Below are 23,168 nucleotides of genomic sequence, written 5' to 3'. Positions count from 1 at the left end.
GTGCGCTCTAGCTTTTCCAATCGGGTTCTCTTCAATTTTTCTGAAATGAAAAGGACTCCCCATGCACAAGCAAGCCTATACCCAGAGTTCAACGAACAGTCAGTCCCCTGCCGAAAGCAACAAACAGCTGATGCAAGCCATCTTTGACGAGCTGGCCAAGGGCAATGGCAAGCCCTTCGTCGATGCCATGGCCGACGACTTCTGCTGGATCCTGCGGGGCAACACAGCCTGGTCGCGGCGCTACGAAGGCAAGCAGGTGGTGCGGGAGGAGCTGTTCCGCCCCCTGTTTGCGCAATTTGCCGACACCTACACCAACACCGCCCAGCACTTCATCGCCGAGGGCGATATGGTGGTGGTGGAGTGCCGCGGTAAGGTGAACACGAAAAAGGGCAAGCCCTACAACAACACCTACTGCTATGTCTGCCGGCTGGAAGGCGGCCAGCTCCGGGAACTGGTGGAGTATATGGACACGCAGCTGGTAAACGCCGCGCTGGACGCGCCGGTTTGAACTAACGCCCGGCCTGCTTGCTGCCAGTGGCAACGCGCGCCAGCCACTTGTCGTACATCGCGATCTTGTGGTCCACCAGGGCCACGGCGTCACGCAGTTCGTTGGCGCGCTGTTGCACCTTGATGTGGTGCTGCAGCAGAAGTTCGCGGCAATCGGCCAGCGCCGGCAGATAGGCGGGGCCACAGGCCCGCGCCTTTCCGCCCCTTTCTGAGGGCGGTGCCTGAAGAGGAACTTACTTCTTCATCGCGTCCTTGCCCATGGCGTCCTTCGCCATGGAATCTTTCTTCATGGCGTCTTTCTTCATCGCGTCCTTCTTCATGGCATCTTTTGCCATCGGGTCTTTGCCCATGGCATCCTTTTTCATGGCGTCCTTGCCCATGGCGTCTTTTGCCATCGGGTCCTTCTTCATGGCATCCTGGGAAAAGGCGCTGGCGCCGGCGAACAGGAGGCAGGCAGCCAGCAGGGCAGAGGTCAGTTTTTTCATGGTAATTCCTTGCATTGGGTTGGATCAATCGTCGAATGAAACGGCGGGATTGCCGTTGTCCTTGTGTCAGGGGCGCCGAGCAAGCTCAGCTGCCTCCGAACCAGTTGTAGCCCTGGTCTTCCCAGTAGCCTCCAGGGTAGGTGTTGGTCACAAAAATTGCCTGGATGTGTTTGGGGTTCTTGTAGCCCAGCTTGGTGGGCATGCGCAGCTTCATCGGGAAGCCGTATTTCGGCGGCAGCGCCTGCCCGTCATACGTCAGCGCCAACAAGGTCTGCGGGTGCAGCGCGGTGGGCATGTCGATGCTGGTGAAGTAGTCGTCGGCGCACTTGAAGCCCACATACTTCGCACCGGTGTCGGCGCCCACCTGCCGCAGAAAGCTGGCAAAGGGCACGCCGCCCCACTTGCCAATGGCGCTCCAGCCCTCCACGCAGATGTGGCGGGTGACCTGGTCGGTCTGGGGCATGGCACGCAGCTCGGGCAGCGACCATTTGCGCTTGTCGGCGACCAGGCCGGTGACTTCCAGCCGGTAGCTGCTTTCTTCGACCTGCCGGACCTCGTCTTCGCCATAGTACGCATTGAACGGAAAGGGGCGTGTGATCATCGATTCGGGGTAGGTGGGCGCCAGCCGGTTGGGGTCGAACAGCCAGCCTTGCACATCGTCGTTGAGGCGCGAGATCCGCGTCAGGGCCGTTTCGATGCCTGCGCTTTCGTCCAGCACGCAGCCGGTCAGCATCGAGAGGCCGCCCAGCGTGAGGGACGCACGCAGGAAGTTGCGGCGGCTGCTACCCAGTTTGTGGGCGTGGGCAATCCGTGCGGTGGCCTCGTCGAGCACGGCGTCGCCGTCGATGTCCAGACGGGCAGGGGGTTGGATGATCATGGGGGTGCTCCTTGCGTCAAAAAACGGCGGCCAACTCAGCGGCCGCGAACCATGTAAAGCAGGGTGCGCGGAACCAGCGCCACCATCACGAGGTGGATCATCACAAACGCAGCCAGGGCGGCCATCGCAAAAAAGTGGACCAGGCGCGCGCCCTCGTAGCCGCCCAGCAGGTCGCGCAACAGCGGGAACTGCACGGACTTCCAGAGCACCAGCCCGGAGAGCACCAGCAGCACACTGTCAGCCATGACAAACAGATAGGCCAGGCGCTGCACCATGTTGTAGTGCTGCGGGTCGGCGTGGGCCAGTTTCCCCTTGAGCGCGGCCAGTACATCGGCCACCAGGGCGCGCGGCGACAGCGGGAAAAACTTGCGCAGCAGCCGGCCGGTGGCCAGGTTGAAGCCCAGGTACAGCAAGCCGTTGATGCCCAGCACCCACATGGCGGCAAAGTGCCACTGCAGCGCGCCGCCCAGCCAGCCGCCCAGGGTCAGCCCTGCGGGAATCGGGAAGCCGAGGAAGGCTGTGGCGTTGTAGATGCGCCAGCCGCTCATGATCAGGATCACGACCGCCAGGGCATTGAGCCAGTGCATCAGCCGTAGCCACCCGGGGTGAATCGTCGGTTTGCTGGGTTTCATGAGGGATCCTCGCGGTTTTCATTGGCTGAACTGTTCGTTGGTCGTGGCCGCGCCGGGTTTATTACAGAAATTAAAAAAAGATGGGGCGACCCGGAAGCCGGGGCAGCGATGCCCACGGCGGGTTTTTAAGGGCCGTCCCTGAACGCCCCGCAAGGCCGTGGCGTGGACCCGGGGGGTGGAGACCGGCGCAACCTGCCGGGAGGCTGTGGTGAGGCCAACCGTTTGACTTCGAGTGCACTCGAACTCGCCCAATGGCGGCTTCTTCCACTTTTTCAAGCCAAGGACTTTTCCATGACGAGCCCCTCTTTTTCAAGCGCCCCCGCCAACAAGCAGTTGATGCAATCCATTTTTGCCGGGCTGGCCCAAGGCAACGGCAAGCCTTTGATCGACGCGATGAGTGACGATTTCTGCTGGGTGGTGCAAGGCCAGACCGCCTGGTCGTGCCGGTATGAAGGCAAGCAGGTGGTGCAGGAACAATTGTTCAAGCCGCTTTTTTGCACAGTTTGCCGGCACCTACACAAATCGGGCCACACTGTTTGTGGCCGAGGGCGACAGGGTAGTGATTGAATGCCGCGGCGAGGTCACCACTCACAAAGGCAAGCCCTACAACAACACCTACTGCTATGTCTGCCGCCTCGCCAATGGCCGGCTGGTGGAGCCGGTGGAATACCTGGACGCGCCGGCGCCGGGCGCCTAGCCTCCCGGCGGCTTGCTGCCGGTGGCTGCGCGCGCCAGCCACTTGTCGTACATCGCGATCTTGTGGTCCACCAGGGCCACGGCGTCACGCAGTTCGTCGGCGCGCTGCTGCACCTTGAGGCGGTGCTGCAGCAGAAGCTCGCGGCAGTCGGCCAGCGCCGCCTTGCCTTGGCGCACCAGGCGCGCATAGGCCTGCATGTCGCGCACGCTCATGCCCGAGGCACGCAGGCGGCTGATCAGGCCCAGCCATTCCACATGCGCCTGCGAGAACACGCGGCGCCCGCCCGCATCCCGCGCGGCGCCGGGCATGAGGCGCTGCGCTTCGTACCAGCGGATGGTGTGCACGCTGCGCCCGCTCAGGCGCGCGAGTTCGCCGATGCGCAATGTGGGCGTGTCCTGCAGGAGAAGAGGTGTGGAGGTGGCCATGCGCCCGATTCTGGCGCAAGGGCGTGGGGGCTTCAAGCCCTGTTCATCACCGGCCGCCACGCGCCTGAGTTCTGCGATTCGCTATAAAAAAAATAGCTGCTTGCGCTTATGCATAAAGGGCTGGAGGCCGATTTGATGCAAAAAAGGCGCAGCTTGGTGGCCACGCGGCTGCGCGGCCGTGTCAAGCGTCGGGCGTCTTGCCGGGTTTTTTCTTCTGCGGCCCTTGCGGGTAGACGGTTTCGCCGCGTGCCAGCATCTGCGCAAACTGGGCAATGCGTCGGGCGCGCGTTTCAGGCTTCTTGGCACCCTGGACCCGAAACAGCACGGAATACCGGTTCTGCGCACTAACCGTGGCAAAGAAGTCAGCCGCGCCTGGGTGCGCGTCAAGAGCGGCCTGCAGGTCAGCGGGCACCGTGGCGCGGCTCGCGGGGTCGTAAGCGGCGTCCCAGCGGCCGTCTTTTTTGGCGCGTTCAATTTCGGCCAGGCCCGAGGGCTGCATATGGCCGGACTGGATGTAGACCAGCACCTTGTCGCGGTTGACCTTGGACCAGACACTGCGGGCGCCGCGCGGGCTCCAGCGCTGCAGGTAGAAGTGGTCGTTTTCGGCATTTCTCTGGCTGTCTATCCAGCCGAAACACAGGGCGACCTCCAGCGCTTCTGCGTGCGACAGCGTTGATACTGGCGCGCCTTTTTTGGCGTGGCGCAACCACACGCCTGCTGGTTCGGCGTGGTGTTGGGCGAGCCACTGCGCCCACTCTGCCTGCAGTGCGAACTGCAGCGTTACTTCATTTGTAGCTGTCATCTTGTGGGTCCTCCGTTCGTTGTTCTGCTGGCTTCAGCCGGCATTGCGCTGGCGTACCGCATCAGCCAGCTGTTCCAGCACAGCCACCGTGGCGTCCCAGCCTATGCAGGCATCGGTCACGCTTTGGCCATAACGCAGTCCGTGGCGGCCGTCGGTGATGTCCTGCCGGCCTTCGACCAGGTGGCTTTCAATCATGAGGCCGCAGATGCTGCCGGAACCGCCGGCGATCTGCTGCGCAATATCGGCGGCCACCGCAGGCTGGCGCGCGTAGTCCTTGTTGCTGTTGCCGTGACTGCAATCAATCACCAGCCGCGCCGGCAGACCCGACTGGGCCAGGTCGGCGGCGGCGCGGGCCACACTGTCGGCGTCGTAGTTGGGGCCATCACTGGCACCGCGCAGCACCAGGTGGCCGTCGGGGTTGCCGGTGGTGGTGATGACGATGGCCTTGCCTTCGAGTGAAATGGTGGGAAAGCGGTGCGACTGGGCGGCCACATGGATGGCGTCAATGGCGGCTGCCGCGCTGCCATGGGTGGCGTTTTTGAAACCCACGGGTGCAGACAGGGCCGAAGCCATCTGCCGGTGCAGCGGGCTTTCCACCGTGCGGGCACCAATCGCGCCCCAGGTCAGCAGCTCGGCGTAATACTGAGGCGTTACCAGGTCCAGGATTTCCGAGGCGGCCGGCACCTGCAGCCGCGCGCATTCGAGCAGCAGGCGGCGCGCCGTGCGCAAGCCTTCACCAATGTCGCCTTCGCCGTCCAGGCCGGGGTCGTAAATCAGGCCTTTCCAGCCCATGCGGGTGCGTGGTTTTTCGAAGTAGACACGCATGACCAGCAGCAGCGCATCGTCTAGCCGGCCGGCGACCTGCCGCAGCCGGGCCGCATATTCAAGCGCCGACTCGGGCTCATGCACAGAGCAGGGGCCCACCACCACCAGCAGCCGCCTGTCTTCACCGCGCAGGATGGCGCGGGTGGCAGCGCGTGATGCCGCAATGAAGGCGGCCTCGGCCTCACCCGAAGGCAGTTCGGTGCGCAGCAACTGTGGCTCGGGCAAGGGGTCGGCGCGGGCGATGTGAACGTCCGAGATGCGTGTCGGCATGGGTATTCCGTGGGTTGGCGATGTTCTGCAGCCTGCCTTTATAGCCCACGGCGTGACGGACCTCCTTCTTGCATGGAGCAGCCTGGGTGTTTGCCGCTCCTGCGGTACCAGCTGGCCGGCGCTACTTCGCGGTTACCAGCACCGGCTTGTCGCGGTACAGCTCGGGCAGCATGGTCTGGAGGTTGGCGATTTTCGGCCGGTCGAAGCGCGCGATGTAGGGCTGGCGCGGGTTCCGGGTGGCGTAGTCCTGGTGGTAGTCTTCGGCGGGGTAAAAAGCGAGCGGAGCTGCCAGCGGCGTGAGCTGGGTCACGACTTTGCGGGGAAACACCTTGGCGGCATCCAGCTGCGCGATGTAGCGCTCGGCCACCTGCTTCTGGTGCGCGTCCTGGTAAAAAATGGCTGAACGGTATTGCGTGCCCGAGTCCGGCCCCTGGCGGTTCAGCTGTGTCGGGTCATGGGCAACCGAGAAGTAGATCTGCAGCAGCTTGCCGTAAGAAACCAGTTTCGGGTCATAGGTGATGTGCACGGCTTCGGCATGCCCGGTGCGGCCGGAGCCGATCATGCTGTAGTGCGCGGTGGCCTTGTCGCCGCCGGCATAACCAGAAACAGCGTTGAGCACGCCCTGGGTGTGCTGGAAGACGGCCTGTACGCCCCAGAAGCAGCCGCCGGCCAGCACGGCTGTTTCGCGCGTGGCCTGCGTGCCGGCAGGTGCGTCGAAGGCCGGTGCGGGCAGTCTGACGGCGGCTTCTGTCGCGGCACTGCTGCTGCTCATGCCGCCGCCCACGTATACCCAGGCCGCCATGGCGATGACGCCGCCGATCATGAGAATCAATGAGTTGCGCATGGTCTACGCCTCCTTGAAGGTCAGGGCCGCGCCGTTCATGCAGTAACGCAGGCCCGTCGGCTTGGGGCCGTCCTTGAACACATGGCCCAGGTGCCCGCCGCAGCGCCGGCATAACACCTCGGTGCGCCGGATGAACAGGGTGGTGTCTGTTTCTTCCGCCACGGCATTGTCCAGCGGTTGCCAGAAGCTGGGCCAGCCGGTACCGCTTTCAAACTTGGTGCCCGAAGAAAAAAGCGGCAGGGCGCAACCCGCGCAGCTGTAAACCCCGATGCGTTTTTCCTTGTTCAAGGGGCTGCTGTACGGCCGCTCAGTGCCCGCCTTGCGCAGAATGCGGTAGGGTTCGGGCTGCAGAAGTTTCTTCCATTCGGCGTCGGTGTGCATGAGCTCATAAGTGCGCGCCGCATGCGCGGCGGTACCCGTCAGCAACCCGCGCATGCCGGCCACGGCGGCAGAAAAAATGCCGAGGCTTGACAGACCATTCCTCAGGACGTTTCTTCGGCTTTTCATGGAGTCTCCTTGCTGGCCATTGTGGCCATGATGCTTGGTCGGTGCGGCGCGGTGTTTCTTACAGTGGTGACGCCAGCAGGGCCAAATTGGCGCCCCGCAGGCGGTCGGCGCCCTGGCCGGCATTCTGGGAAAATCACGGCTGTCCGTTCAACGAAGTTTCACCATGCCCCTGCCAATACCCCAAGCCCGAACCCATTTGCATACCCGCGCCGTCGTTTACCGCGGCTACCACCGCGAGGACGGCCTGTGGGACATCGAGGGCGAACTGACCGACACCAAAACCTATGCGCTGGAACGCTCAGAGCGCGGCGCCATGCCGCCGGGCACACCCATCCACGGCATGGCGATCCGCGCGACGGTGGACGACAGCATGACGATCCGCGAGATTTCTACCGCCATGGACGACACGCCTTTTGGCGAATGCCGGCAGGGCACCGACCCGATGCAGCAGATGGTGGGCGTTACCATGGGGCCGGGCTGGCGTTTTGCCATCGAGCGGGCGCTGGGCGGCATACGCGGCTGCACACACCTGCGCGAGTTGCTGTTCAACATGGCGACTGCGGCCTACCAGACCATTCCCGCCTACCGCGCCCGCCTGCGCCGCCAGGCCGGCCTGCCCGAGCCTGAAAGCGACGAGCCGCCGTTCCATCTGGGCAAATGCCTGGCCTGGGATTTCGACGGCCCGGTGGTCCAGCGCCACTACCCGAAGTTTGCGGGCTGGCAGCCCTTGAACCGGAAAGTTTGAGCGCGTTCGTCAAGCGCTTACTTAAGCTGACTCCGGCACGTTGCTGCTGTCTATCCGAGGCGTGCCGGGCCAGCTCAGGATGGAACGGGGCTGGCGTTTGATTCCCTCGACCTTTTTGGGCAGCACGTCGCGCAGTGGCGAGCCGTAGCCATTGGCGGCGTTGGCCAGTTCCTGCTCCAGCCAGGCCACACGCTGCGCGTACATCGACGCCAGTGCGGCATGGTGCTCTGCCGCCACCTGATGCTCAATGTGTGAAAGGTTGGCCTGCTGCAGGTATTCGCGGGCCTTGCGCAGGTGGGCATCAGCGCGAGTTTGAAAAATATCGAACATCGGGTCTCTCCTGAAGCGGCAGACAAAGAGGTGGGGCTCCGGAACTGACTTGATTGAAGCAGAAGCGGCGTTCAGCAGGCAGGCAGCTTTGATGCGTTACGGGTAGGTAACGGCCGCATGAATTTGTCAGACAGATTCTGCCCCGTGCTAGTGACAGTGAATTTCATTGATTCAGCTCACTAGTGGTTGGTGTAGCTGGCGTTGCCCAGCCCGGTGCCTATGGTCAGCACCGCCCAGTGCCTGGCGTCGCGCATGAAGGGCAGCTCCGAGAGGCCTTGCACCACCGCGTCGTTGTGCAGGCGCACCTGGGTTTCGTGGCCGTCGATACGGGGCAGCCTTTCGCACAGATGCTGCGGCAGGTGAAAGCGTGAACTCTCCCAGTTGCCGGGCAGGTTTTGCGTACCGTCGGCGATGGAGCCGTCTTCGCAAATGATGCCGGGACAGGCCACGCCGACAAAGGGCGCGAGGGCAAGACCTTTTTTCCTGGCCTTGCGGATCAGCGTCTGGAGCATGTCTGCAATGCCCTGCACCAGGTCTTCGCGCCGGATGTCGTCTGCGTCGTCGGCGTGGCTCCATTTGCGGCGGCCTATCACGTCGGCTTTCGAGAAGTCGGGCGCCTTTTTCAGGCGCGTGCGCACGATGCCGCAGCGCACGTTGGTGCCGCCTATGTCCACGGCCAGCACGGCGTTGTAGTGCGACAGAAGTTCGGGCGGCGCCAGGTGCACCCAGCCAATCAGGCCGCCTTCGTCGGAATGGTGGCACAGCGTGCGCAGCTGCACCTTGACGCCCTGGTCGGCCAGCAGCGCTGCCGTGCGCTTTACCGCGCGCCGGCCCAGCTCGCTTTGCTGGAAACCGCCGCCCACGACGATGCGCTCAACGCCGCGCCAGGAAGGCTGCCGCAAAAAGCGCCGCACCACACGCGCCAGCTGCCAGGCGTAGTCTTCCGCCGCCGCGTTGATTGCGGCCGCAGCCAGTCCTTTCCTGTCCAGCAGTTCATCAAGCCTGTCCTTGCTGATGTCCGGCGTGGCCAGGGTGCCCAGCGGGTCTTTGCCGTCCAGTTCACGAAACAGCTTGCGCCAAGTGTCCAGCATGCGGGTGAACGCCTGTCGGCTGACGCTGTCGCCCAGGAAACCACGGCCGTCGCGCAGCTCCAGGCTGTAGCCGTTGATGGTGACGGCTGGCAACTGCAGGCCGCCATGCAGCAGCGACAGGTGGTCTTCGGCGGGTAGGGAAGCGGTGGTGCGGGTGGGCATGGGCAGGGAGTTGTCAGGCGTGAAAACTTCATGCTGCCCGTCCGGTGACACCGGTTCCATGGCGCCGGGTCGCGTCCTGCCGTCAGCCAAAGGCTCGACAGGCTGTTCAGGGTGTTTTCTGCTGTGAGCGGCGTCGGGCTGCGATGAGCAATGTGCAAGTGCTAGTCGTCGAGAAAATCACCCCGGTAGAAGCTCCAGGCCGTTCCGTCGTGGAGATAGAAATAGCCATCCGCGCAGAAGTCCTTGCCGGGAAAAAATTCGCGATACGCCTTTGGAACGAGCCGGGCGAGCTGTTCGTCCGAGAGCTCGTCGAACTGTTCGGGCGTGATCGGTTGACCGACTCTCAGTTTGGGTGATTCCATAGGTGCTCGGGGTGGCTTGCGGGAGTGTTTGAGGGACTATAAGCGGTTGAACTGGGACGGTTGACGTCGGAATTGTTCGACAACCGGGAGGAGTGTGCGCGAAGCGCTTGAAGCACCTCGATTTCGGCAGATAGGCGCGAACCCTGTTCTCCGAAGGATCGGCGAGCAGCAAATGTTCCATTGGCGCTTAGCTGGCGATATTTCCTGGACAAGCAGCGACATATCCTGTTGCATGAGGTTTCAGGCCGCGCGCTCGGCGCCTGGTGCAGAGGGCACAGCAGGGTTGCCCAAGGAGCGGTTGAGTGCAACCGCCTCTTCCACCAACCTGACGACCGTACCCTGTTGCAAGGGTGTGCCCTCGCGGAGCTCGAGCGTGGCCATGTCGTACTTTCCGCCGGGCTTCAACCGTGACTCGACATGGCGCAAGCGCTTGCCACGCCAGAACCCGAAGAGGACACGCGTTGGCTCGGCGCGTATCAACAGGACGGGCCCATTCAGGAAATAGACGATGTGCCCCCACTTCAAGTGCTCTTCCGCGGCGGGAGCCGTGGCCCGGACCACGGAGCAAAGGGCCTCGGCATACGCTTGTTGCCACCCGGAAAGGCACTGGAGGTACTCGTCAGGCGTCGTGGCAGAAGTGAGGATCATCTTCATGAAGTATTTCCTGCATGACAAATTCCGCTACTCTGCTGGTTACCGGTAAAGGTCGGCCTTGCCGCCCAGCGTGGTCAGCAAGGCGCCCAAAAAAGTATTGCGCTCGGTGGAGATACTGCCGGGGGTGTCGGCCGTTTTCAGTGCCGAGGTGATCACTACGACCACTCCGGTTTCGGGCTGCACAATCAGCTCCTGGCCGAACAGTCCGCGGGCCTGGAAGGTGCGGGTGCGGTAGGGATAAAGCCAGGTCTGGTAGCCGTAGCCGAAGTAGGGCGTTGCCCTGCGCGGCTTCAGGTAGTCGGGTTGCCGCTCGGAGTCGGTGGCATCAAGCACAAAATCTTTCGGCACCAGCGCACGGCCGTTCCACATGCCGTCATTGGCCAGCAGCATGCCCAGGCGCCCATAGTCGCGCAGTGTGGCGTTCAGGCAGCAGTTGCCCGCTTCCATGCCCGAGCTGTCGATGAGCCAGGAGGCATCGGACTCGGCACCCATGGGTTTCCAGAGTTTTTCGGACAGGTAGGTGGCCAGGTCCTGCTTGATCGCGCCGCGCAGAACGATGCCAAGAACAAAACTTTCCGCGGAGTTGTAGTTGAAGGCGCTCCCTTGCGGGTAAGTCACGTCCTTGACCCATGAGACGGCGCTGGCGCCGCCGCGGCCGCGCTGGTAAAAGGACTCGCCGGCCAGCCGGGCACCGTCGGTGATGACACCGGGCATGACCTTGTCGTTCCATTTGACGCCGGACGACATGCGCAGCAGGTTGCGGATGGTTACCGGTGCCCAGGCCGAGCCCTTGAGCGCGGGTGCGTATTTTTCGGCGCTGTCATCGAGCGACGCAATGTGGCCTTCGTGCAAGGCCACGCCCACCAGCAGCGCCACGACTGTTTTGGCCATGGAAAACGAAGCCAGCCGGTGTGCGGCGGTGCGTTCGTACTGGTAACGTTCAAGAATGACTTTCCCGTCTTTCAGGATCAGCAGGCCAGTGATGCGCTGGCGTGCCAGCAGGTCATCGACCGTGAGTTTCTGGCCCTCAAACGTGTAGCTGATGCTGGGTGGTGGCGATTCATGCAGGGGCAGGGCCGAGGCCGAGGCGGTTTTGACGGTGCGGGGCCAGAACACCTTCTCCATATGGCTGAAGGTGCCGATCTTGAATTCTTCCTTGAAGAGGCTGAAGTCGGACCCGAACCGCTGCACCGGGTAGCCGCCGGCCTTGCCAAGTAGCTGTTCGTCCAGCTCGGCCATGGCCAGCGTGCTGCTGCACACCAGCAGCAAGGCCAACAGGGCTTGTCGCGTTGTTTTTTCCCGTATCAAGTTGTTCTCCTGCGGATACACAAGCATACACATTGTTGCTTTTGCACTCTCCGGCTATTCCGCCGCGTCCGGAAGGCCTGGGACGTGTAACGCCTACACTGGCAACCGATGAAAAAAATATTCGACCAGATATTCGACCGTATCCGCCTCCTGGCCGCTGAAATTCTTCGGCGCCTGCGCAACCCCACCCGGCGTGGCGTGGCTCTGTCTATAGCGGCTATACCCGCGCTGTTGCTGTTGTATGTGCTGGTGTTGATCCCCTTCACGCCCAGCATTGAAGACCTGCGTAAGATGAAGCTGGAAAAGCCGACCGCCGTGCTTTCGGCCGACGGCAAGGAGCTGGCCCTGTTCAAGCGCGCCAACCGCGACTGGGTCAAGCTGGCCGACATGTCGCCGAATGTACTGGCCGCGCTGATTGCCACCGAAGATCACCGCTTTTACGAGCACCATGGCATGGACCTGCGGCGCACGGTGTCTTCCGTGGCGCTGACTTTCACCGGTCACTGGCAGGGCGGCTCGACCATCACGCAGCAGCTGGCGCGCAACCTCTACCCCAAGGAAATCGGCCGCTCGATCTCGCTGACGCGCAAGGTCAGGGAGGCCATCACCGCGCTGAAGATCGAGTCCGTCTATACCAAGGACGAAATTCTTGAGACTTACCTCAACACCGTGCCTTTTCTCTACAACGCCTACGGCATTGACATGGCGGCCCGCACCTACTTTGACAAGACGGCCGACAAGCTTGATGTGCTGGAAAGCGCCACGTTGATCGGCATGCTCAAGGGCACTGCCTACTACAACCCGGTGCTCAACCCCGAGCGCGCCGTGCAGCGCCGCAACATCGTCATGGCCCAGATGGTCAAGCACGGCAAGCTGGACGATGCGAAGTTTGACGCCCTGAAGAAAAAGCCGCTTAAGGTGGACTTCGAGCGGCAGCCCGAGCAGCTGGGCGCGGCGCCGCACTTCAGCCAGTACGTGCGCCGCTGGCTCATCGAGTGGGCCGACCGCAACGACTACAACATCTATGCCGACGGGCTGGTGGTGCGCACCACCATCGACGCGCGGCTGCAGGCCCAGGCCAACCAGGCGGTGGCGCGCCAGGCCGACAAGCTGCAGGGCGTGGCCAACGGAGAGTGGGGGGCGCGCCGCTGGGCTTCCAGCAAGGACGTGGTGCCGGCTTTTGTGCGGGAGAGTTCCGAGTACAGGGCCGCGAAGGAGTCGGGCCTGACGGACGCGGAGGCCCTGAAGAAGTTGCAGGGCGACACGGCCTTCATGCTGGCGTTGCGGCAGGACAAGACCCGTCTGCAGGCCGGTTTCATGGCCCTTGATCCGCGCAACGGCCATGTCAAGGCCTGGGTCGGCAGCCGCAGCTTTGCGCAAGACCCGTTCGACCACGTGCAGCAGGCGCGCAGGCAGCCGGGTTCAACCTTCAAGCCTTTTGTGTATGGCGCCGCGTTTGAGAATGGTGCGCGCCCGACCGATACTTTCATGGATGAGGATGTGGAAATTGCGCTGGGCAACGGCAACGTCTGGCGGCCCAAAGATGGCGGCGAACCCAGCTACGCGCCCATGAGCCTGCGCGACGGCCTGGTGTATTCCAAGAACACCATCACGGCCCAGGTCATGCAAAGCGTGGGCCCGGCCAAGGTGGCCAGCCTGGCGCAGGCCATGGGTGTGCGGCAAAGCAAGCTGGATGTGGTGCCTTCGCTCGCGCTGGGCACCAGCCCGGTGACGCTGAAGGAAATGGTCTCGGCCTACGGCACCATTGCCAACAGCGGCAGCTACATTGAGCCGCTGCTGATCACCAGCGTGGAAGACCGCAACGGCAAGGTGCTGGCAACCTTTCAGGCCCAGGCGCCCGAGCAGGCCATGTCCATTCCCACCGCACAGCTGCTGGTGGACGTGATGCGCGGTGTCATTGACCGCGGCACCGGCGCCGGCATCCGCTCGCGTTTCGGCATCCAGGCCGACGTGGCCGGCAAGACCGGCACCACGCAGGACAACACCGACGGCTGGTTCGTCCTGATGCACTCGCAGCTGGTGGCGGGTGCCTGGGTCGGCTTCAACGACAATCGTGTGACGCTCAGCGACTACTGGGGCCAGGGCGCCCACAGCGCGTTGCCCATCGTTGGCGATTTTTTCCAGCAGTCATTCAAAAGCAAGGTGCTGGACGCGAACGCCCGCTTCGAAGCACCGCGCGGCGCCAGCATGCAGGACCCGGTGATCGACCAAGTGAACAACTGGCTCAGCGGCCTTTTTCCGTCGTCCGGCACGCCGTCCGGCGCACGGCCGCCGGTACCGGCTGAAGAGCAGGTTCTGCCCGTCCACACGCCTCCGCCGGCCGCTCCGCGGCCAGCCCCGGCCGGCCCCGACCAGCGCTGGGAGGCGATTCCCGGTGCCCGGCCCAGCGGGCAGCCCTCAACCGGCGCCGGCGCGCCGCCGGGAACCGGTGTGGTGATCGGCCTGCCGCAGGGCGAACGCACACCGCAATACATACCCTTGCCGCCTATTCAGGGCCGGTAAGCCGGGCGCGGCTGCTTTCTTCGCAGCACCTGCTTGTAGCCCTGCCTACAATGAGCCGGCAAGCACAATCGCCTTTTTGCGGCGCGCCTAATGCCCCGGTGATTCCTTCTTCATGAACCCCTCCTGCCAGTGACCCCGCTCGTTTCTGCCCCCCTTTCCGCGGCCACGCGGCGGTCGATTCTTCTGCTGTCTTTTGCCACCTTCGCCAGCATGGTGGCGCAGCGCATTTGCGACGCCATGCTGCCTGAGCTGTCGCGCGTGTTTGCCGTCAGCCTGGTGCAGGCGGCGCAGGTGGTGTCGGTGTTTGCGGTGGCCTATGGTGTGGCCCAGCTTTTCTACGGGCCGCTGGGCGACAGGCTGGGCAAGTTCCGCATCGTCACCTTTGCCACGCTGGGTTGTTGCGTGGGCAGCGTGGTGGCGGCGCTGGCCACCAGCCTGGACATGCTGGTGTTTGCGCGCCTGCTGATGGCGCTGGGCGCGGCGGCCCTGATTCCGCTGGCCATGGCCTGGGTGGGCGACACCGTGCCGCCCGAGCAACTGCAGGAAATGCTCACGCGCACCGGCCTGGGCAGCACGCTGGGCATTGTGGGCGGCCAACTGGCCGGCGGGCTGTTGACCGACGCACTGGGCTGGCGCTGGGCCTTTGCTTTCCTGACGTTGCTGTTCGGCGTGGTCGGCGCGCTGCTGTGGGTAGATTGGCGCCGGCAACAGGCTGCGGCGCTGCCAGCGATGGCCGTGCCCCATGCGCAGGCCGCGCGCGCCGGCTTTGTGAAGCAGGCGCTGCTCATCGTCACCGGCCCGTGGTCACGCGTGGTGCTGCTGATGGCATTTGTCGAAGGGGCAGCGGGTTTCGGTGCGCTGGCCATCTGGGCTTCGCACCTGCATCGCTCGCTGGGCCTGGCACTGTCGGTGGCGGGTGCCATCGTGGCGCTGTTCGGCCTGGGCGGCGTGCTCTACATGGCGGTGGGGCGCCACATGATCCGCCGCTTCGGCCAGCAGGGGCTGGTGCTGGTGGGCGGCATACTGGTAGGGGCGAGTGCATGGGTGCTGGCTTACACGCCGCACTGGCTGCCCGCCTTGCCGGCCAGCCTGCTGGCCGGGTTTGGCTTTTTCATGTTTCACAACACCATGCAGGCCACCGCCACGCAGATGGCGCCCGGCGCCCGCGGGACGGCCGTCTCGCTGTTCGCTTCTTTCCTGTTCCTGGGCCAGTCTGCCGGTGTGGTGGTGGCTGCCGCCTTGATCGGGCGGCTGGGCTCCGGCGCGGTGGTGGCGCTGGGCGGCCTGGTCATGGCGGCCGAGGGCGTGTTCTTCGCCTGGGCGCTGCGCCGGCGCGATGCGGCGCGCGGGGGCTGACCTGCCCGGGGCGGAGTGTTTCCCCGGTTCCTCCACCTTTTGGAGGATGACGCCGTGTGGCACGGCAGTTACGCTTGGGTGCTGGTGCCCTGCATTCGCATGGCCCGGAAAGGAACATCCCATGCCCATCACCATTCAACTTGAGCAGGTGATTGCCTGCGCCAAGAGTCTTGATTCCGGCCATGTTTTCACGCTCGTCACGGGTGTGACGGCCCGGCTTGCCGCTGGCGCGCTGGCCATAGAAGAAAACGGCAACATCGTGTTCCACATGAAGGTCAAGAAGGAGGGCAGCAACCTGATCCTCGACTACCCACGCACGCAGGACGAAGAGCAGGGGCGGGGCTGGGCCCGGCTGGGTTTGTTGCTGGCCTTGCGTTACGGGCTGCACATGGGCTGTACCACCGCCGCCGCAGGAACGCAGCTGGAGACCAACTCCTACAGCTTCTGGGTGCCGGCTGGACTGCAATTCAGCCTCAAAAGCAGCCTGCAGCAGTCGATTATCAAAGTCATGCTGTTGATACAGCGCAGCAGCCCACAACCTTACCCTCCGGGAACCAGTGTGATAGTGATCCGGGACCCGGTGCACAGCGTGACCGAATCCAAGGTGACGGTGAGAAAACGAAGCGGGTCCTACCACGGCTGACGCGCGGCAACGGCTATGGCCGTCCGCCTGCCGCATACTTCAGGCACCATGGCTACCGCGCCCCGCAAGACCGCCAGAAAGAAAAGCCCGCCGGCCGCAGCCGATGCCGCGCCGGGCAAACCGCGCGCTAAAAAACCGCCGCGCACACCGCGCACACCGCGCAGCCACCACTACCACGTGTATGTGATCGAGCTGTCCGACGAGGTGTGGAATGTGGGCCGCTTCCGCCGCGCCAACCCCGACTACCAGCTCGGCAAACCGTTTGTCTACGTCGGCATGACAGGGCTGGACCCCGATGTGCGTTTTGACAAACACAAGGCCGGCATCCAGGCCAACGTGTACGTGCAGAAGTGGGGCCTGCGCCTGCTGCCTGGTCTGTACGCCATGTACAACCCCATGCCCTACGAAGGGGCGCGCGACATGGAGGTGGAGTTGGGGATTGCGTTGCGGGAACTGGGGTATGGGGTTTGGCAGGCTTAGAAGCGGTTTCCGGATGGCTGGAGCAGCTTGGGTGCCTCCGCGTTATGAAGAAGAATGCATCTATCTAGTCTATTTGTAGGATGACAGGGCGTAGCCCGAAATTCATACTTGTTGTTTGTTGGACTAGTAGCGCCCCGTGCTAATTGAATGGGCAGAGGCCCTGACTACAAATGTTTTCTCTATTTTCTTGCGCCATGTTATTTGACAAGGTGCCATGTGATTCCACAGTTTGCGGGATATATCAAAGTTAGGTCTCAGGGCCCATGGCGAACAATCCCGCATTCATTGTCGCCCTTGTCTTGGGAGCGCTCATGCTCGGATGCGTCTGCTATGTGTATGTGAGGCATCAGGCCTTCGGCCTTGGGGGAGCATGCCTGTCCGGTTTCGCCGTCGTTCTTCTTGGAATGTCCGTCTGGAAGACGGTTGATGTCGCCTTCGACGAAAAGGGTGTTCGCGCCAAGTTGGAGCAAATTGAGAGCGTGGCGAAGCGCGCCGAGTCAACGGCGTCGCAAGCGCAGGTGGAAACGAGAAGAACCAGCCAGGCAATTGGAAAGTTGGAGCGAACCGTGGAACTCGCGCTGGTACAGGAAAAGCTCAAGGCCGCAGGGGTATATAGCGGACCTTCCGATGGGTACTTCGGACCAGCGAGCAAGGCAGCACTCGCACGTCTCCAGCAGCAAAAGGGCGTGCCTGCTACGGGCGAGCTTGACGATGCTACAAGACGTGTTCTGAATCTACCGAAGCCGTCCAGCACCACGCCATGAGACCTAACAAGTCGAGACCGACACACAACGGCAAGGCGCCGAGAAGCGTATCGGTGATCGTACGCCTCGCGGCGCCTTACCGTTGTGTGCGGCTCACCTCCAACTACAAGGGCTTCGTTAGGCCGCACAACCGAGCTCTCTCGCTACCTCGGCCTCAACAATCTACTGTACGGGAAAGCCATCAGTCCACCGCCTACAGGCTTGATCGCTCTGGTCAGTTCGAGCCGACCCCCACACGATCACCAAGCATTCCAATCAACATAGAGGAGGACCCAGAATGAGCCCTTGGATTCGAATTTTGATTGTACTTTCTTCTGTCGCTATAGCCGGCTGCGCATCCATTCCACCCGAAGCTCCAGAACTCTCCGGACAGTTGGGGACTCGGATCACAGCAATCGAGTCATCTCACAATCGCCTACTGGAGCAGTTCTTCGCAGAGAAACGACGGCGAGTGGACGAGTTCGTACAAGAGGTATGGGTTCCAACGTTTGCAGCCGAGTTTTTCGGCGATCAGCAAGTCGATGCGGTTTGGAAGCAGGTGGTCGCCTCTAACGATCCCAAAGACAGACTGCGCTTTGTCGTGATGGTCGGGGCAAAGCTTCAGTCGAAAATCAACGAAAAGAGAATAGAACTCATTGAGCCTCTCGAAGATCTAGAGAGGACGGTCAAGGCGAAGCTTAAAGTGGACTATGACCAAGCGCGTGCGATTAACAACACACTCACTTCCTTCCTGCAGTCAGCCAGCAAAGTAGAGGCAAACAGAAAGCGCTATTTGGAGATGCTGGGAATTACCGATAAGCAAGTGGAAGCATTCATCGATGAAACAGATGAAGCCGTCTCTGATTTGGTCGTCAAGGCCAAAGGAGCACAAGATAAGGCAAATAGCGGAAAGGCATTTGTCGAAAAAGTCAAGTCGATTGCTGCCAAAATTAAATCATAGGGAGGCAATATGCCTATCAATTGGGACAAATTTCAGAATGATATCGACGGTCTAGCTGACGAAGCAGGTGAACGAACCGACGCCAAACTTGCAAGCAGGATCTCATCTGTCACGAGGCTTACTGACGACGAAGTCAAGAAGCTCTTCCCTGACCCCGCTGATGTGAAGAAACTAGCCGAGTTAATGGAAATTGTAAAAAAGGCTGGCGACCGAAACGAAAAGATCAACAAGATCGTCGCAAACATAGAGGAGTTCGGCGGAATAGTGGTGACGTTGTTGGGCAAACTCGCATGAGTGCAGCGTAACGTCGTCCCAGAACCTACCTTGTGCGGAGCGCCACCGGCGGGCCAAAGGGCCCCGCCGGTAGCGCGTTACCCTCAGAACCAACCCTCTACTGCCATCCGTCAATCCTAGGAGGCCCACCATGCCCATTCAGAACTCCTTGCAGAAGGGCTCCCAGGATCCCTACGTTTCTATCGCGCAGAGCCAGCTTATTTCATTAGGGTATAGCCTCCCACGCTTCGGTGCCGATGGTGTCCTCGGCGATGAGACCCTGTACGCCTACGGCAACTTCCTAGTATCACAAGGCCTTCGTGCACCTGCGGACGAACGCCCGCGATCTATCACGCCCACTGGTGCTGCAGCCCTCGAGATGGCTGTTCAGGCCGCCGGCCAAGCTGGGGCCACGGCGAACATCATCGACGAGCGGGCCAAGCACCCCCATTCTGGTCGTTCGGTATCCACTCCCTACCGAACCTGGCCCAAGATCACGGCAGTGGTCCTGCATCAAACGGCCTCCAAAATTGGCGAAAAACCCGCATCATGGCACGGCGTGCCTATTCACTTCGGCATCACCCGGGCGGGCAAAATCATTCAGCTCTATGACCTCACTGAGGTATGTAATCACGCCAATGGCCTCAACGGGCGTAGTGTCGGCATCGAGATAGATGGGTGGTATGCAGGCATCGAGGGACGGCCAGAAACGCTGTGGCAGCCTAAGAACCTGCCCACTCCGAGGCAACCCATGAATCTCCCAACTGCACAGGCCGACGCCGCCAAGGCGGCAGTTCAGTGGATCGTAAACGCTGTCGCCGCAAATGGCGGAAGGATGACCCACATTCACCCACACCGACAATCCAGCAAGGATCGGCAGTCTGACCCGGGTTCGCTGATATGGCAGACGGTGGGCTTATGGGCGCAGAACACTTTGGGACTTTCTGATGCGGGAGCCGCGTTCACCGTGGGTGATGGACGGGCGATTCCAGAGGCTTGGGATGCTCGGTACACGGGCAATCGCTATTAATCTTGCTATTGAAGACCGTATTTCTTGCGTAAGTCTGTGCGTAGGGCGGCTTATCCCTTCACTCAACCTCGCTCGCTTCAGTTGCTGGACGCTTCGCGATGAAACAGCGCAGCGCCGGTTAGCTCTGCTACAAGAGCTTCCCCACCTTTGTCAAACAGAAATCCACCGTGCTTGAATCGCGAAGCGATTGACCACGGAATCTGACTTCTTTACTGCCTCTGCATCACCCTGTGATATCTGTCGTTGCCTATTGAGCACAAGGCATGTGGACGGCGAAACTACAAACGGTCATTCGAGGCTGCTTTTCTTGCAGCGGACCCTGATGAAAGACGCGCGCCGAGGGCTCCATTCGTTAGTCGGGGATCAGCATGGTTTCCCATGCTGCTACCTCCCTGGAAATGATCGAGCATTCCCCGGCGCAGGTCCAAACCTTTCACTCATCAACGACAAGTCATCACACGGTGACATCTACAACTCAAGCTGTTGCAAGCTGGCACTGCCTACGCAGGCATCTTGAACCCCTCACCGCGCTGCAGCATGGCCCAACACATGCGCGCATTCTTGGCTGCGATGGCCACGACAGCCTTCCAGTAACCCCGGCGCTCTTGCACACTGATCGCCCAGCGACTCAAGGGGTCGGTCTTGGTCTTCGCCGCCGACAGCACCGCCTTGCCGCCCATGATCAACAGGGTACGCAAGTACGGGTCACCGGCCTTGGTAATGCGGCCCAATCTCTGTTTGCCGCCTGAGCTGTATTGGCCCGGCACCAAGCCCAGCCAGGCACAGAACTGGCGCCCACAGGTGAAGTCGTGGCCTTGGCCGACACTCGCCACAATGGCACTGGCAGTCGTCGGGCCTATGCCCCTGAGCTGCATGAGCTGGCGGGACTGTTCGTCCTCTTTGGCGATATGGGCCAGGTGTTTGTCGTATTGGGCAATACGTTCATCCAGGCGGGTGAGTTCGCTCAAGGCATCGCCCACCACCGTGTTGCACCAGCCCGGCAGGTCTTCCAGGTGCTTGTGGGTTTCCCGGCGCACAGTAGTAGTAGTCGCTTTGAGGGGCAACACAATGCCCAACTCCGACAGCAAGCCACGGATACGGTTAATAAGAGAGGTACGCTGCTCCACATACCCCTGGCGCGCGCGGTGCACGAACAGGCGCGACTGCTGCTCGATGCTCTTGAGTGGAACAAAGCGCATGTTGGGTCGGGCGACGGCTTCACAGATGGCGGCGGCGTCTGCCGCGTCGTTCTTGCCGCGTTTGCCGCTCATGCGGTAGGGAACAACAAACTTGGGTGCCATCATGCGCACCGTGTGCCCAAACTTGGTGAACTCCCTGGCCCAGTGGTGGGCGCCAGAACACGCTTGCATGCCGATGATGCAAGGCGGCAGATGGGCGATGAGTTCGAGTAGTTTGGCGCGAGCCACCTCGGGTCGCACCAGTACGGGCTTGCCGGATTCATCGATGCCGTGGACAGCAAAGACGTTCTTGGCGAGGTCAATTCCAAGGGTTACGATAGCCATGATTTCCCTTTCCAGGTGAGTTGATGAAAAGTTTGACCTCTCCATCGTGGCACTCAGTTGCCATAAACCGCAACCCCAACGGGACGCGGCTTGCTTGGGACGGGGAAGTTCCTTTCATTCGTTAAACCGCATCTCATATGCCTGCCTCGGTACGCACAGCACGCTTGTCTGACGCCACAGGAATCCTTGCGCTCTATCGCGAACTTAGGCCAACTGACCCAGCGATTGCGGAGCCTGCTATTCGAGCGGCATTTGAAGGCATATTGAATTCCGAGAACCTTGAGTTGATCGTGTGCGAGGAGGAGATGCGTCTTGTTGCTACCTGCATGTTGGCTGTGGTTCCAAGCTTGGCGATGGGCGCGCGTCCTTTTGCTGTGGTGGAGCATGTAGTAACGTTGAATCAATTTCGGAGAAAAGGGTTTGGCCAACTGGTACTGGAATATGCGCTCAACGCCGCGTGGTCGAAGGGTTGCTACAAGGTACTCTTGTTGTCGGGGGCGCAGCGTATCCAAGCGCATAGACTTTATGAATCGGTTGGCTTCTTAGGAGATGTTGAACGTGGCTTTGTTGCCAAGCCTCCCAATGCTGCCTGACTTGCTGGTCAGGAACCGACTGAAGTCGAACACACTAAAACCCACCCATGCTCTTCGAAGGCACCCTCAAAAGCTGGAACGACGACAAGGGCTTTGGCTTTATCAGCCCGAGTCAGGGCGGGCAGGACATCTTTGTCCATATCTCCGAGTACCGCCTTCGTGGCCGGCCGGTGTTGAACGAGGCGCTGACGTTTGAGGTCAAGCTGAATCCCCAGGGCAAAAAGTCCGCAGTGAACGTGCAGGGCGTTGGAGCGCAGCAGGCCGGGTACCAGCCCGTCCGCAGCAGCAGCCCCGTGCGTGTGAGCCGTTCGGGCAACTCGCCCGGCGGTGTTCTGAAGACGGCGGTGGGCGTGCTGCTGGTGGCGGCGCTCGGGTGGCAGGGTTACGCGTATTACCAGAAGGTGGCGCCGGCAGGGCGCACCAGTGAAGCGGTGCTCCCTGCCGGCCAGCCCTTGGGGGACCTGGCACCCTCGCGTGCCGCTGCCCCCTCTTATGTTTGCGACGGCCGGCAGCATTGCTCGCAGATGACGTCCTGTGCCGAAGCCACGTACTTCCTGAAAAACTGCCCCGGCACCAAGATGGATGGCGACAACGATGGTGTGCCCTGTGAGCAGCAGCTTTGCCGATAAGTACGTGGTGTTGATTTGGTTTGCTATCAGCTCCATAGCTGATAGCGCTCGTACCTACTGGGCTGAAGGAGGATTTTTCTTCAAATTTTGCCATGAACTGTATGGTGCACAACATCGAGAAGCTGGCCAGGACGAAGGTGGGGCAGCAGCATGGCAGATAAGGCGGCCTCACGAGCAAGGGGCCGTTCATTGATGCCAAAGTAATCGAAATTGCGGCACACTTCGGGCATCAACAAAAAAGCCCAACCATCTCTGCGCAACGGGCAGGGCGCTGCTGATGCTTGCGGAAACGGGTTCTTTTACACCCTCGTTAGACATCAAGGAGACATCATGACAGTCAAGCGTATGGACAACGTCGGCATCGTGGTGGAAAACATCGATGCAGCTATTGAGTTCTTCACCGAACTTGGTCTCGAACTCGAGGGGCGCGCGCCCATCGAAGGCGACTGGGCTGATGGCGTAACTGGATTGCGCCACATGCGCGTCGAGATTGCCATGATGCGTACGCCGGACGGGCACAGCCGGCTCGAGCTGTCCCGATTCCTTGCGCCGCCTGTGATGGCCGATCACCGCAACGCCCCGGTGAACGCTCTCGGTTACCTGCGCGTCATGTTCACCGTGGAGGACATCGACGATACGCTCGCCCGGCTCGGCAAACGCGGCGCGGAGCTTGTCGGCGAAGTGGTTCAGTACCACGACACGTACCGGCTCTGCTACATCCGGGGTCCCGAAGGAATTCTCCTCGGGCTCGCCCAAGAGCTCGGGCAGCAGACTTCCCGATGAGCACATGTGATACGTACAGACCTGACAGGGGTGCCTATTCGCGGATGGCGACAGCGATGGCGTGCCCCGCGAGCAACAGCTTTGCCGGTAAGTGCATTGTGTTGATTT

At 61.7% G+C, this 23,168-nt stretch carries 29 protein-coding genes; 15 read left to right on the top strand and 14 right to left on the bottom strand.

The genetic code is table 11. The annotated features are described in order from the left end of the window. The first annotated feature begins 61 nt into the window (after positions 1 to 61). Positions 62 to 508, top strand: coding sequence for a nuclear transport factor 2 family protein (locus tag ABI660_RS00890; protein WP_348063999.1), 447 nt, complete (start codon positions 62 to 64; stop codon positions 506 to 508). Positions 509 to 740: 232 nt separating this feature from the next. Here ABI660_RS00890 and ABI660_RS00885 read toward each other — a convergent pair whose 3' ends face one another. The 3 genes from ABI660_RS00885 to ABI660_RS00875 form a co-directional block, all read right to left on the bottom strand. Further along, positions 741 to 992 carry a pentapeptide MXKDX repeat protein gene (locus ABI660_RS00885; protein ID WP_348063997.1) on the bottom strand — a complete coding sequence of 84 codons (252 nt, stop codon included), beginning with the start codon at positions 990 to 992 and terminating at the stop codon, positions 741 to 743. A gap of 85 nt (positions 993 to 1,077) precedes the next feature. Then, the gene (locus ABI660_RS00880; protein ID WP_348063995.1) at positions 1,078 to 1,869 is read right to left on the bottom strand and encodes a molybdopterin-binding protein; all 792 of its coding nucleotides are present in this window, start codon (positions 1,867 to 1,869) and stop codon (positions 1,078 to 1,080) included. 35 nt (positions 1,870 to 1,904) lie between these two features. Then, entirely contained in the window at positions 1,905 to 2,501 is a 597-nt protein-coding gene (locus ABI660_RS00875; RefSeq protein ID WP_348063993.1) for a cytochrome b/b6 domain-containing protein, read from the bottom strand. A 222-nt stretch (positions 2,502 to 2,723) separates the two neighbouring features. On the opposite strand from ABI660_RS00875, the gene ABI660_RS00870 reads away from it, so the two are divergent. Further along, complete coding sequence (locus tag ABI660_RS00870; protein WP_348063991.1) at positions 2,724 to 3,068, top strand: hypothetical protein; 345 nt, start codon at positions 2,724 to 2,726, stop codon at positions 3,066 to 3,068. Next, on the top strand, positions 3,061 to 3,198 hold the full coding sequence (locus ABI660_RS00865; RefSeq protein ID WP_348063989.1) for a hypothetical protein: 138 nt from the start codon (positions 3,061 to 3,063) through the stop codon (positions 3,196 to 3,198). Before ABI660_RS00870 ends, ABI660_RS00865 begins: the two co-directional genes overlap by 8 nt. Here the strand turns inward: ABI660_RS00865 and ABI660_RS00860 are convergent. From ABI660_RS00860 to msrB, 5 genes are all read right to left on the bottom strand, one after another. After that, a complete protein-coding gene (locus tag ABI660_RS00860; RefSeq protein ID WP_348063987.1) occupies positions 3,195 to 3,623 on the bottom strand; it encodes a MerR family transcriptional regulator in 429 nt (142 codons plus the stop codon). The genes ABI660_RS00865 and ABI660_RS00860 overlap by 4 nt on opposite strands. 181 nt (positions 3,624 to 3,804) lie before the next feature. Further along, positions 3,805 to 4,425 (bottom strand): YdeI/OmpD-associated family protein, encoded by a 621-nt coding sequence (locus ABI660_RS00855; RefSeq protein ID WP_348063985.1) that lies wholly within the window; start codon positions 4,423 to 4,425, stop codon positions 3,805 to 3,807. A gap of 33 nt (positions 4,426 to 4,458) precedes the next feature. Continuing rightward, positions 4,459 to 5,520 (bottom strand): 3-deoxy-7-phosphoheptulonate synthase, encoded by a 1,062-nt coding sequence (locus ABI660_RS00850; protein WP_348063983.1) that lies wholly within the window; start codon positions 5,518 to 5,520, stop codon positions 4,459 to 4,461. 121 nt (positions 5,521 to 5,641) lie between these two features. Further along, a complete protein-coding gene (gene msrA, locus ABI660_RS00845) occupies positions 5,642 to 6,322 on the bottom strand; it encodes a peptide-methionine (S)-S-oxide reductase MsrA (protein ID WP_348064091.1) in 681 nt (226 codons plus the stop codon). A 45-nt stretch (positions 6,323 to 6,367) separates the two neighbouring features. Next, complete coding sequence (gene msrB, locus ABI660_RS00840) at positions 6,368 to 6,871, bottom strand: peptide-methionine (R)-S-oxide reductase MsrB (protein ID WP_348063981.1); 504 nt, start codon at positions 6,869 to 6,871, stop codon at positions 6,368 to 6,370. A gap of 163 nt (positions 6,872 to 7,034) precedes the next feature. Here msrB and ABI660_RS00835 point away from each other — a divergent pair, with 163 nt between their 5' ends. Then, positions 7,035 to 7,616: a DUF2889 domain-containing protein gene (locus ABI660_RS00835; RefSeq protein ID WP_348063979.1), complete on the top strand. Its 582-nt coding sequence runs from the start codon at positions 7,035 to 7,037 to the stop codon at positions 7,614 to 7,616. A 21-nt stretch (positions 7,617 to 7,637) separates the two neighbouring features. Here the strand turns inward: ABI660_RS00835 and ABI660_RS00830 are convergent, their stop codons facing one another. The 5 genes from ABI660_RS00830 to ABI660_RS00810 all read right to left on the bottom strand — a co-directional run bounded on the left by ABI660_RS00830 (position 7,638) and on the right by ABI660_RS00810 (position 11,550). Next, positions 7,638 to 7,946 (bottom strand): hypothetical protein, encoded by a 309-nt coding sequence (locus tag ABI660_RS00830; RefSeq protein WP_348063977.1) that lies wholly within the window; start codon positions 7,944 to 7,946, stop codon positions 7,638 to 7,640. Positions 7,947 to 8,125: 179 nt separating this feature from the next. Next, positions 8,126 to 9,199, bottom strand: coding sequence for an ROK family protein (locus tag ABI660_RS00825; RefSeq protein WP_348064089.1), 1,074 nt, complete (start codon positions 9,197 to 9,199; stop codon positions 8,126 to 8,128). Between the two features lie 161 nt (positions 9,200 to 9,360). Beyond that, positions 9,361 to 9,561, bottom strand: a complete 201-nt coding sequence (locus tag ABI660_RS00820; protein ID WP_348063975.1) for a hypothetical protein — start codon at positions 9,559 to 9,561, stop codon at positions 9,361 to 9,363. Between the two features lie 240 nt (positions 9,562 to 9,801). Then, the gene (locus ABI660_RS00815; protein ID WP_348063973.1) at positions 9,802 to 10,215 is read right to left on the bottom strand and encodes a DUF1801 domain-containing protein; all 414 of its coding nucleotides are present in this window, start codon (positions 10,213 to 10,215) and stop codon (positions 9,802 to 9,804) included. Between the two features lie 39 nt (positions 10,216 to 10,254). Continuing rightward, positions 10,255 to 11,550, bottom strand: coding sequence for a serine hydrolase domain-containing protein (locus ABI660_RS00810; protein ID WP_348063971.1), 1,296 nt, complete (start codon positions 11,548 to 11,550; stop codon positions 10,255 to 10,257). Positions 11,551 to 11,631: 81 nt separating this feature from the next. Here ABI660_RS00810 and ABI660_RS00805 point away from each other — a divergent pair, with 81 nt between their 5' ends. From ABI660_RS00805 to ABI660_RS00770, 8 genes are all read left to right on the top strand, one after another. Continuing rightward, positions 11,632 to 14,046: a transglycosylase domain-containing protein gene (locus tag ABI660_RS00805; protein WP_348063969.1), complete on the top strand. Its 2,415-nt coding sequence runs from the start codon at positions 11,632 to 11,634 to the stop codon at positions 14,044 to 14,046. A 129-nt stretch (positions 14,047 to 14,175) separates the two neighbouring features. After that, complete coding sequence (locus ABI660_RS00800) at positions 14,176 to 15,402, top strand: MFS transporter (RefSeq protein WP_348063967.1); 1,227 nt, start codon at positions 14,176 to 14,178, stop codon at positions 15,400 to 15,402. A 121-nt stretch (positions 15,403 to 15,523) separates the two neighbouring features. After that, the gene (locus ABI660_RS00795) at positions 15,524 to 16,045 is read left to right on the top strand and encodes a hypothetical protein (RefSeq protein WP_348063965.1); all 522 of its coding nucleotides are present in this window, start codon (positions 15,524 to 15,526) and stop codon (positions 16,043 to 16,045) included. Positions 16,046 to 16,222: 177 nt separating this feature from the next. Next, positions 16,223 to 16,525: a hypothetical protein gene (locus ABI660_RS00790; RefSeq protein WP_348064087.1), complete on the top strand. Its 303-nt coding sequence runs from the start codon at positions 16,223 to 16,225 to the stop codon at positions 16,523 to 16,525. 263 nt (positions 16,526 to 16,788) lie between these two features. Then, a complete protein-coding gene (locus tag ABI660_RS00785; protein WP_348063963.1) occupies positions 16,789 to 17,289 on the top strand; it encodes a peptidoglycan-binding domain-containing protein in 501 nt (166 codons plus the stop codon). Positions 17,290 to 17,566: 277 nt separating this feature from the next. Beyond that, positions 17,567 to 18,229 (top strand): hypothetical protein, encoded by a 663-nt coding sequence (locus tag ABI660_RS00780; RefSeq protein ID WP_348063961.1) that lies wholly within the window; start codon positions 17,567 to 17,569, stop codon positions 18,227 to 18,229. 9 nt (positions 18,230 to 18,238) lie between these two features. Then, the gene (locus ABI660_RS00775) at positions 18,239 to 18,523 is read left to right on the top strand and encodes a hypothetical protein (protein WP_348063959.1); all 285 of its coding nucleotides are present in this window, start codon (positions 18,239 to 18,241) and stop codon (positions 18,521 to 18,523) included. A gap of 130 nt (positions 18,524 to 18,653) precedes the next feature. Then, entirely contained in the window at positions 18,654 to 19,532 is an 879-nt protein-coding gene (locus ABI660_RS00770; RefSeq protein WP_348063957.1) for an N-acetylmuramoyl-L-alanine amidase, read from the top strand. Positions 19,533 to 20,032: 500 nt separating this feature from the next. Here the strand turns inward: ABI660_RS00770 and ABI660_RS00765 are convergent, their stop codons facing one another. Next, a complete protein-coding gene (locus tag ABI660_RS00765; protein WP_348063955.1) occupies positions 20,033 to 21,055 on the bottom strand; it encodes an IS110 family transposase in 1,023 nt (340 codons plus the stop codon). Positions 21,056 to 21,219: 164 nt separating this feature from the next. Here ABI660_RS00765 and ABI660_RS00760 point away from each other — a divergent pair, with 164 nt between their 5' ends. The 3 genes from ABI660_RS00760 to ABI660_RS00750 all read left to right on the top strand — a co-directional run bounded on the left by ABI660_RS00760 (position 21,220) and on the right by ABI660_RS00750 (position 23,060). Further along, positions 21,220 to 21,648 carry a GNAT family N-acetyltransferase gene (locus tag ABI660_RS00760; RefSeq protein WP_348063953.1) on the top strand — a complete coding sequence of 143 codons (429 nt, stop codon included), beginning with the start codon at positions 21,220 to 21,222 and terminating at the stop codon, positions 21,646 to 21,648. A gap of 47 nt (positions 21,649 to 21,695) precedes the next feature. After that, positions 21,696 to 22,277, top strand: coding sequence for a cold shock domain-containing protein (locus ABI660_RS00755; protein ID WP_348063951.1), 582 nt, complete (start codon positions 21,696 to 21,698; stop codon positions 22,275 to 22,277). A gap of 330 nt (positions 22,278 to 22,607) precedes the next feature. Continuing rightward, positions 22,608 to 23,060, top strand: coding sequence for a VOC family protein (locus tag ABI660_RS00750; protein WP_348063949.1), 453 nt, complete (start codon positions 22,608 to 22,610; stop codon positions 23,058 to 23,060). Positions 23,061 to 23,168: the final 108 nt, after the last annotated feature.

The organism is Polaromonas sp. (genome assembly GCF_039930745.1).
In the GTDB taxonomy this organism is placed as follows: Bacteria; Pseudomonadota; Gammaproteobacteria; order Burkholderiales; family Burkholderiaceae_C; genus Polaromonas.
Note: the sequence above shows the minus strand (reverse complement) of the source record. Positions and strands in the feature narration are given on the sequence as shown.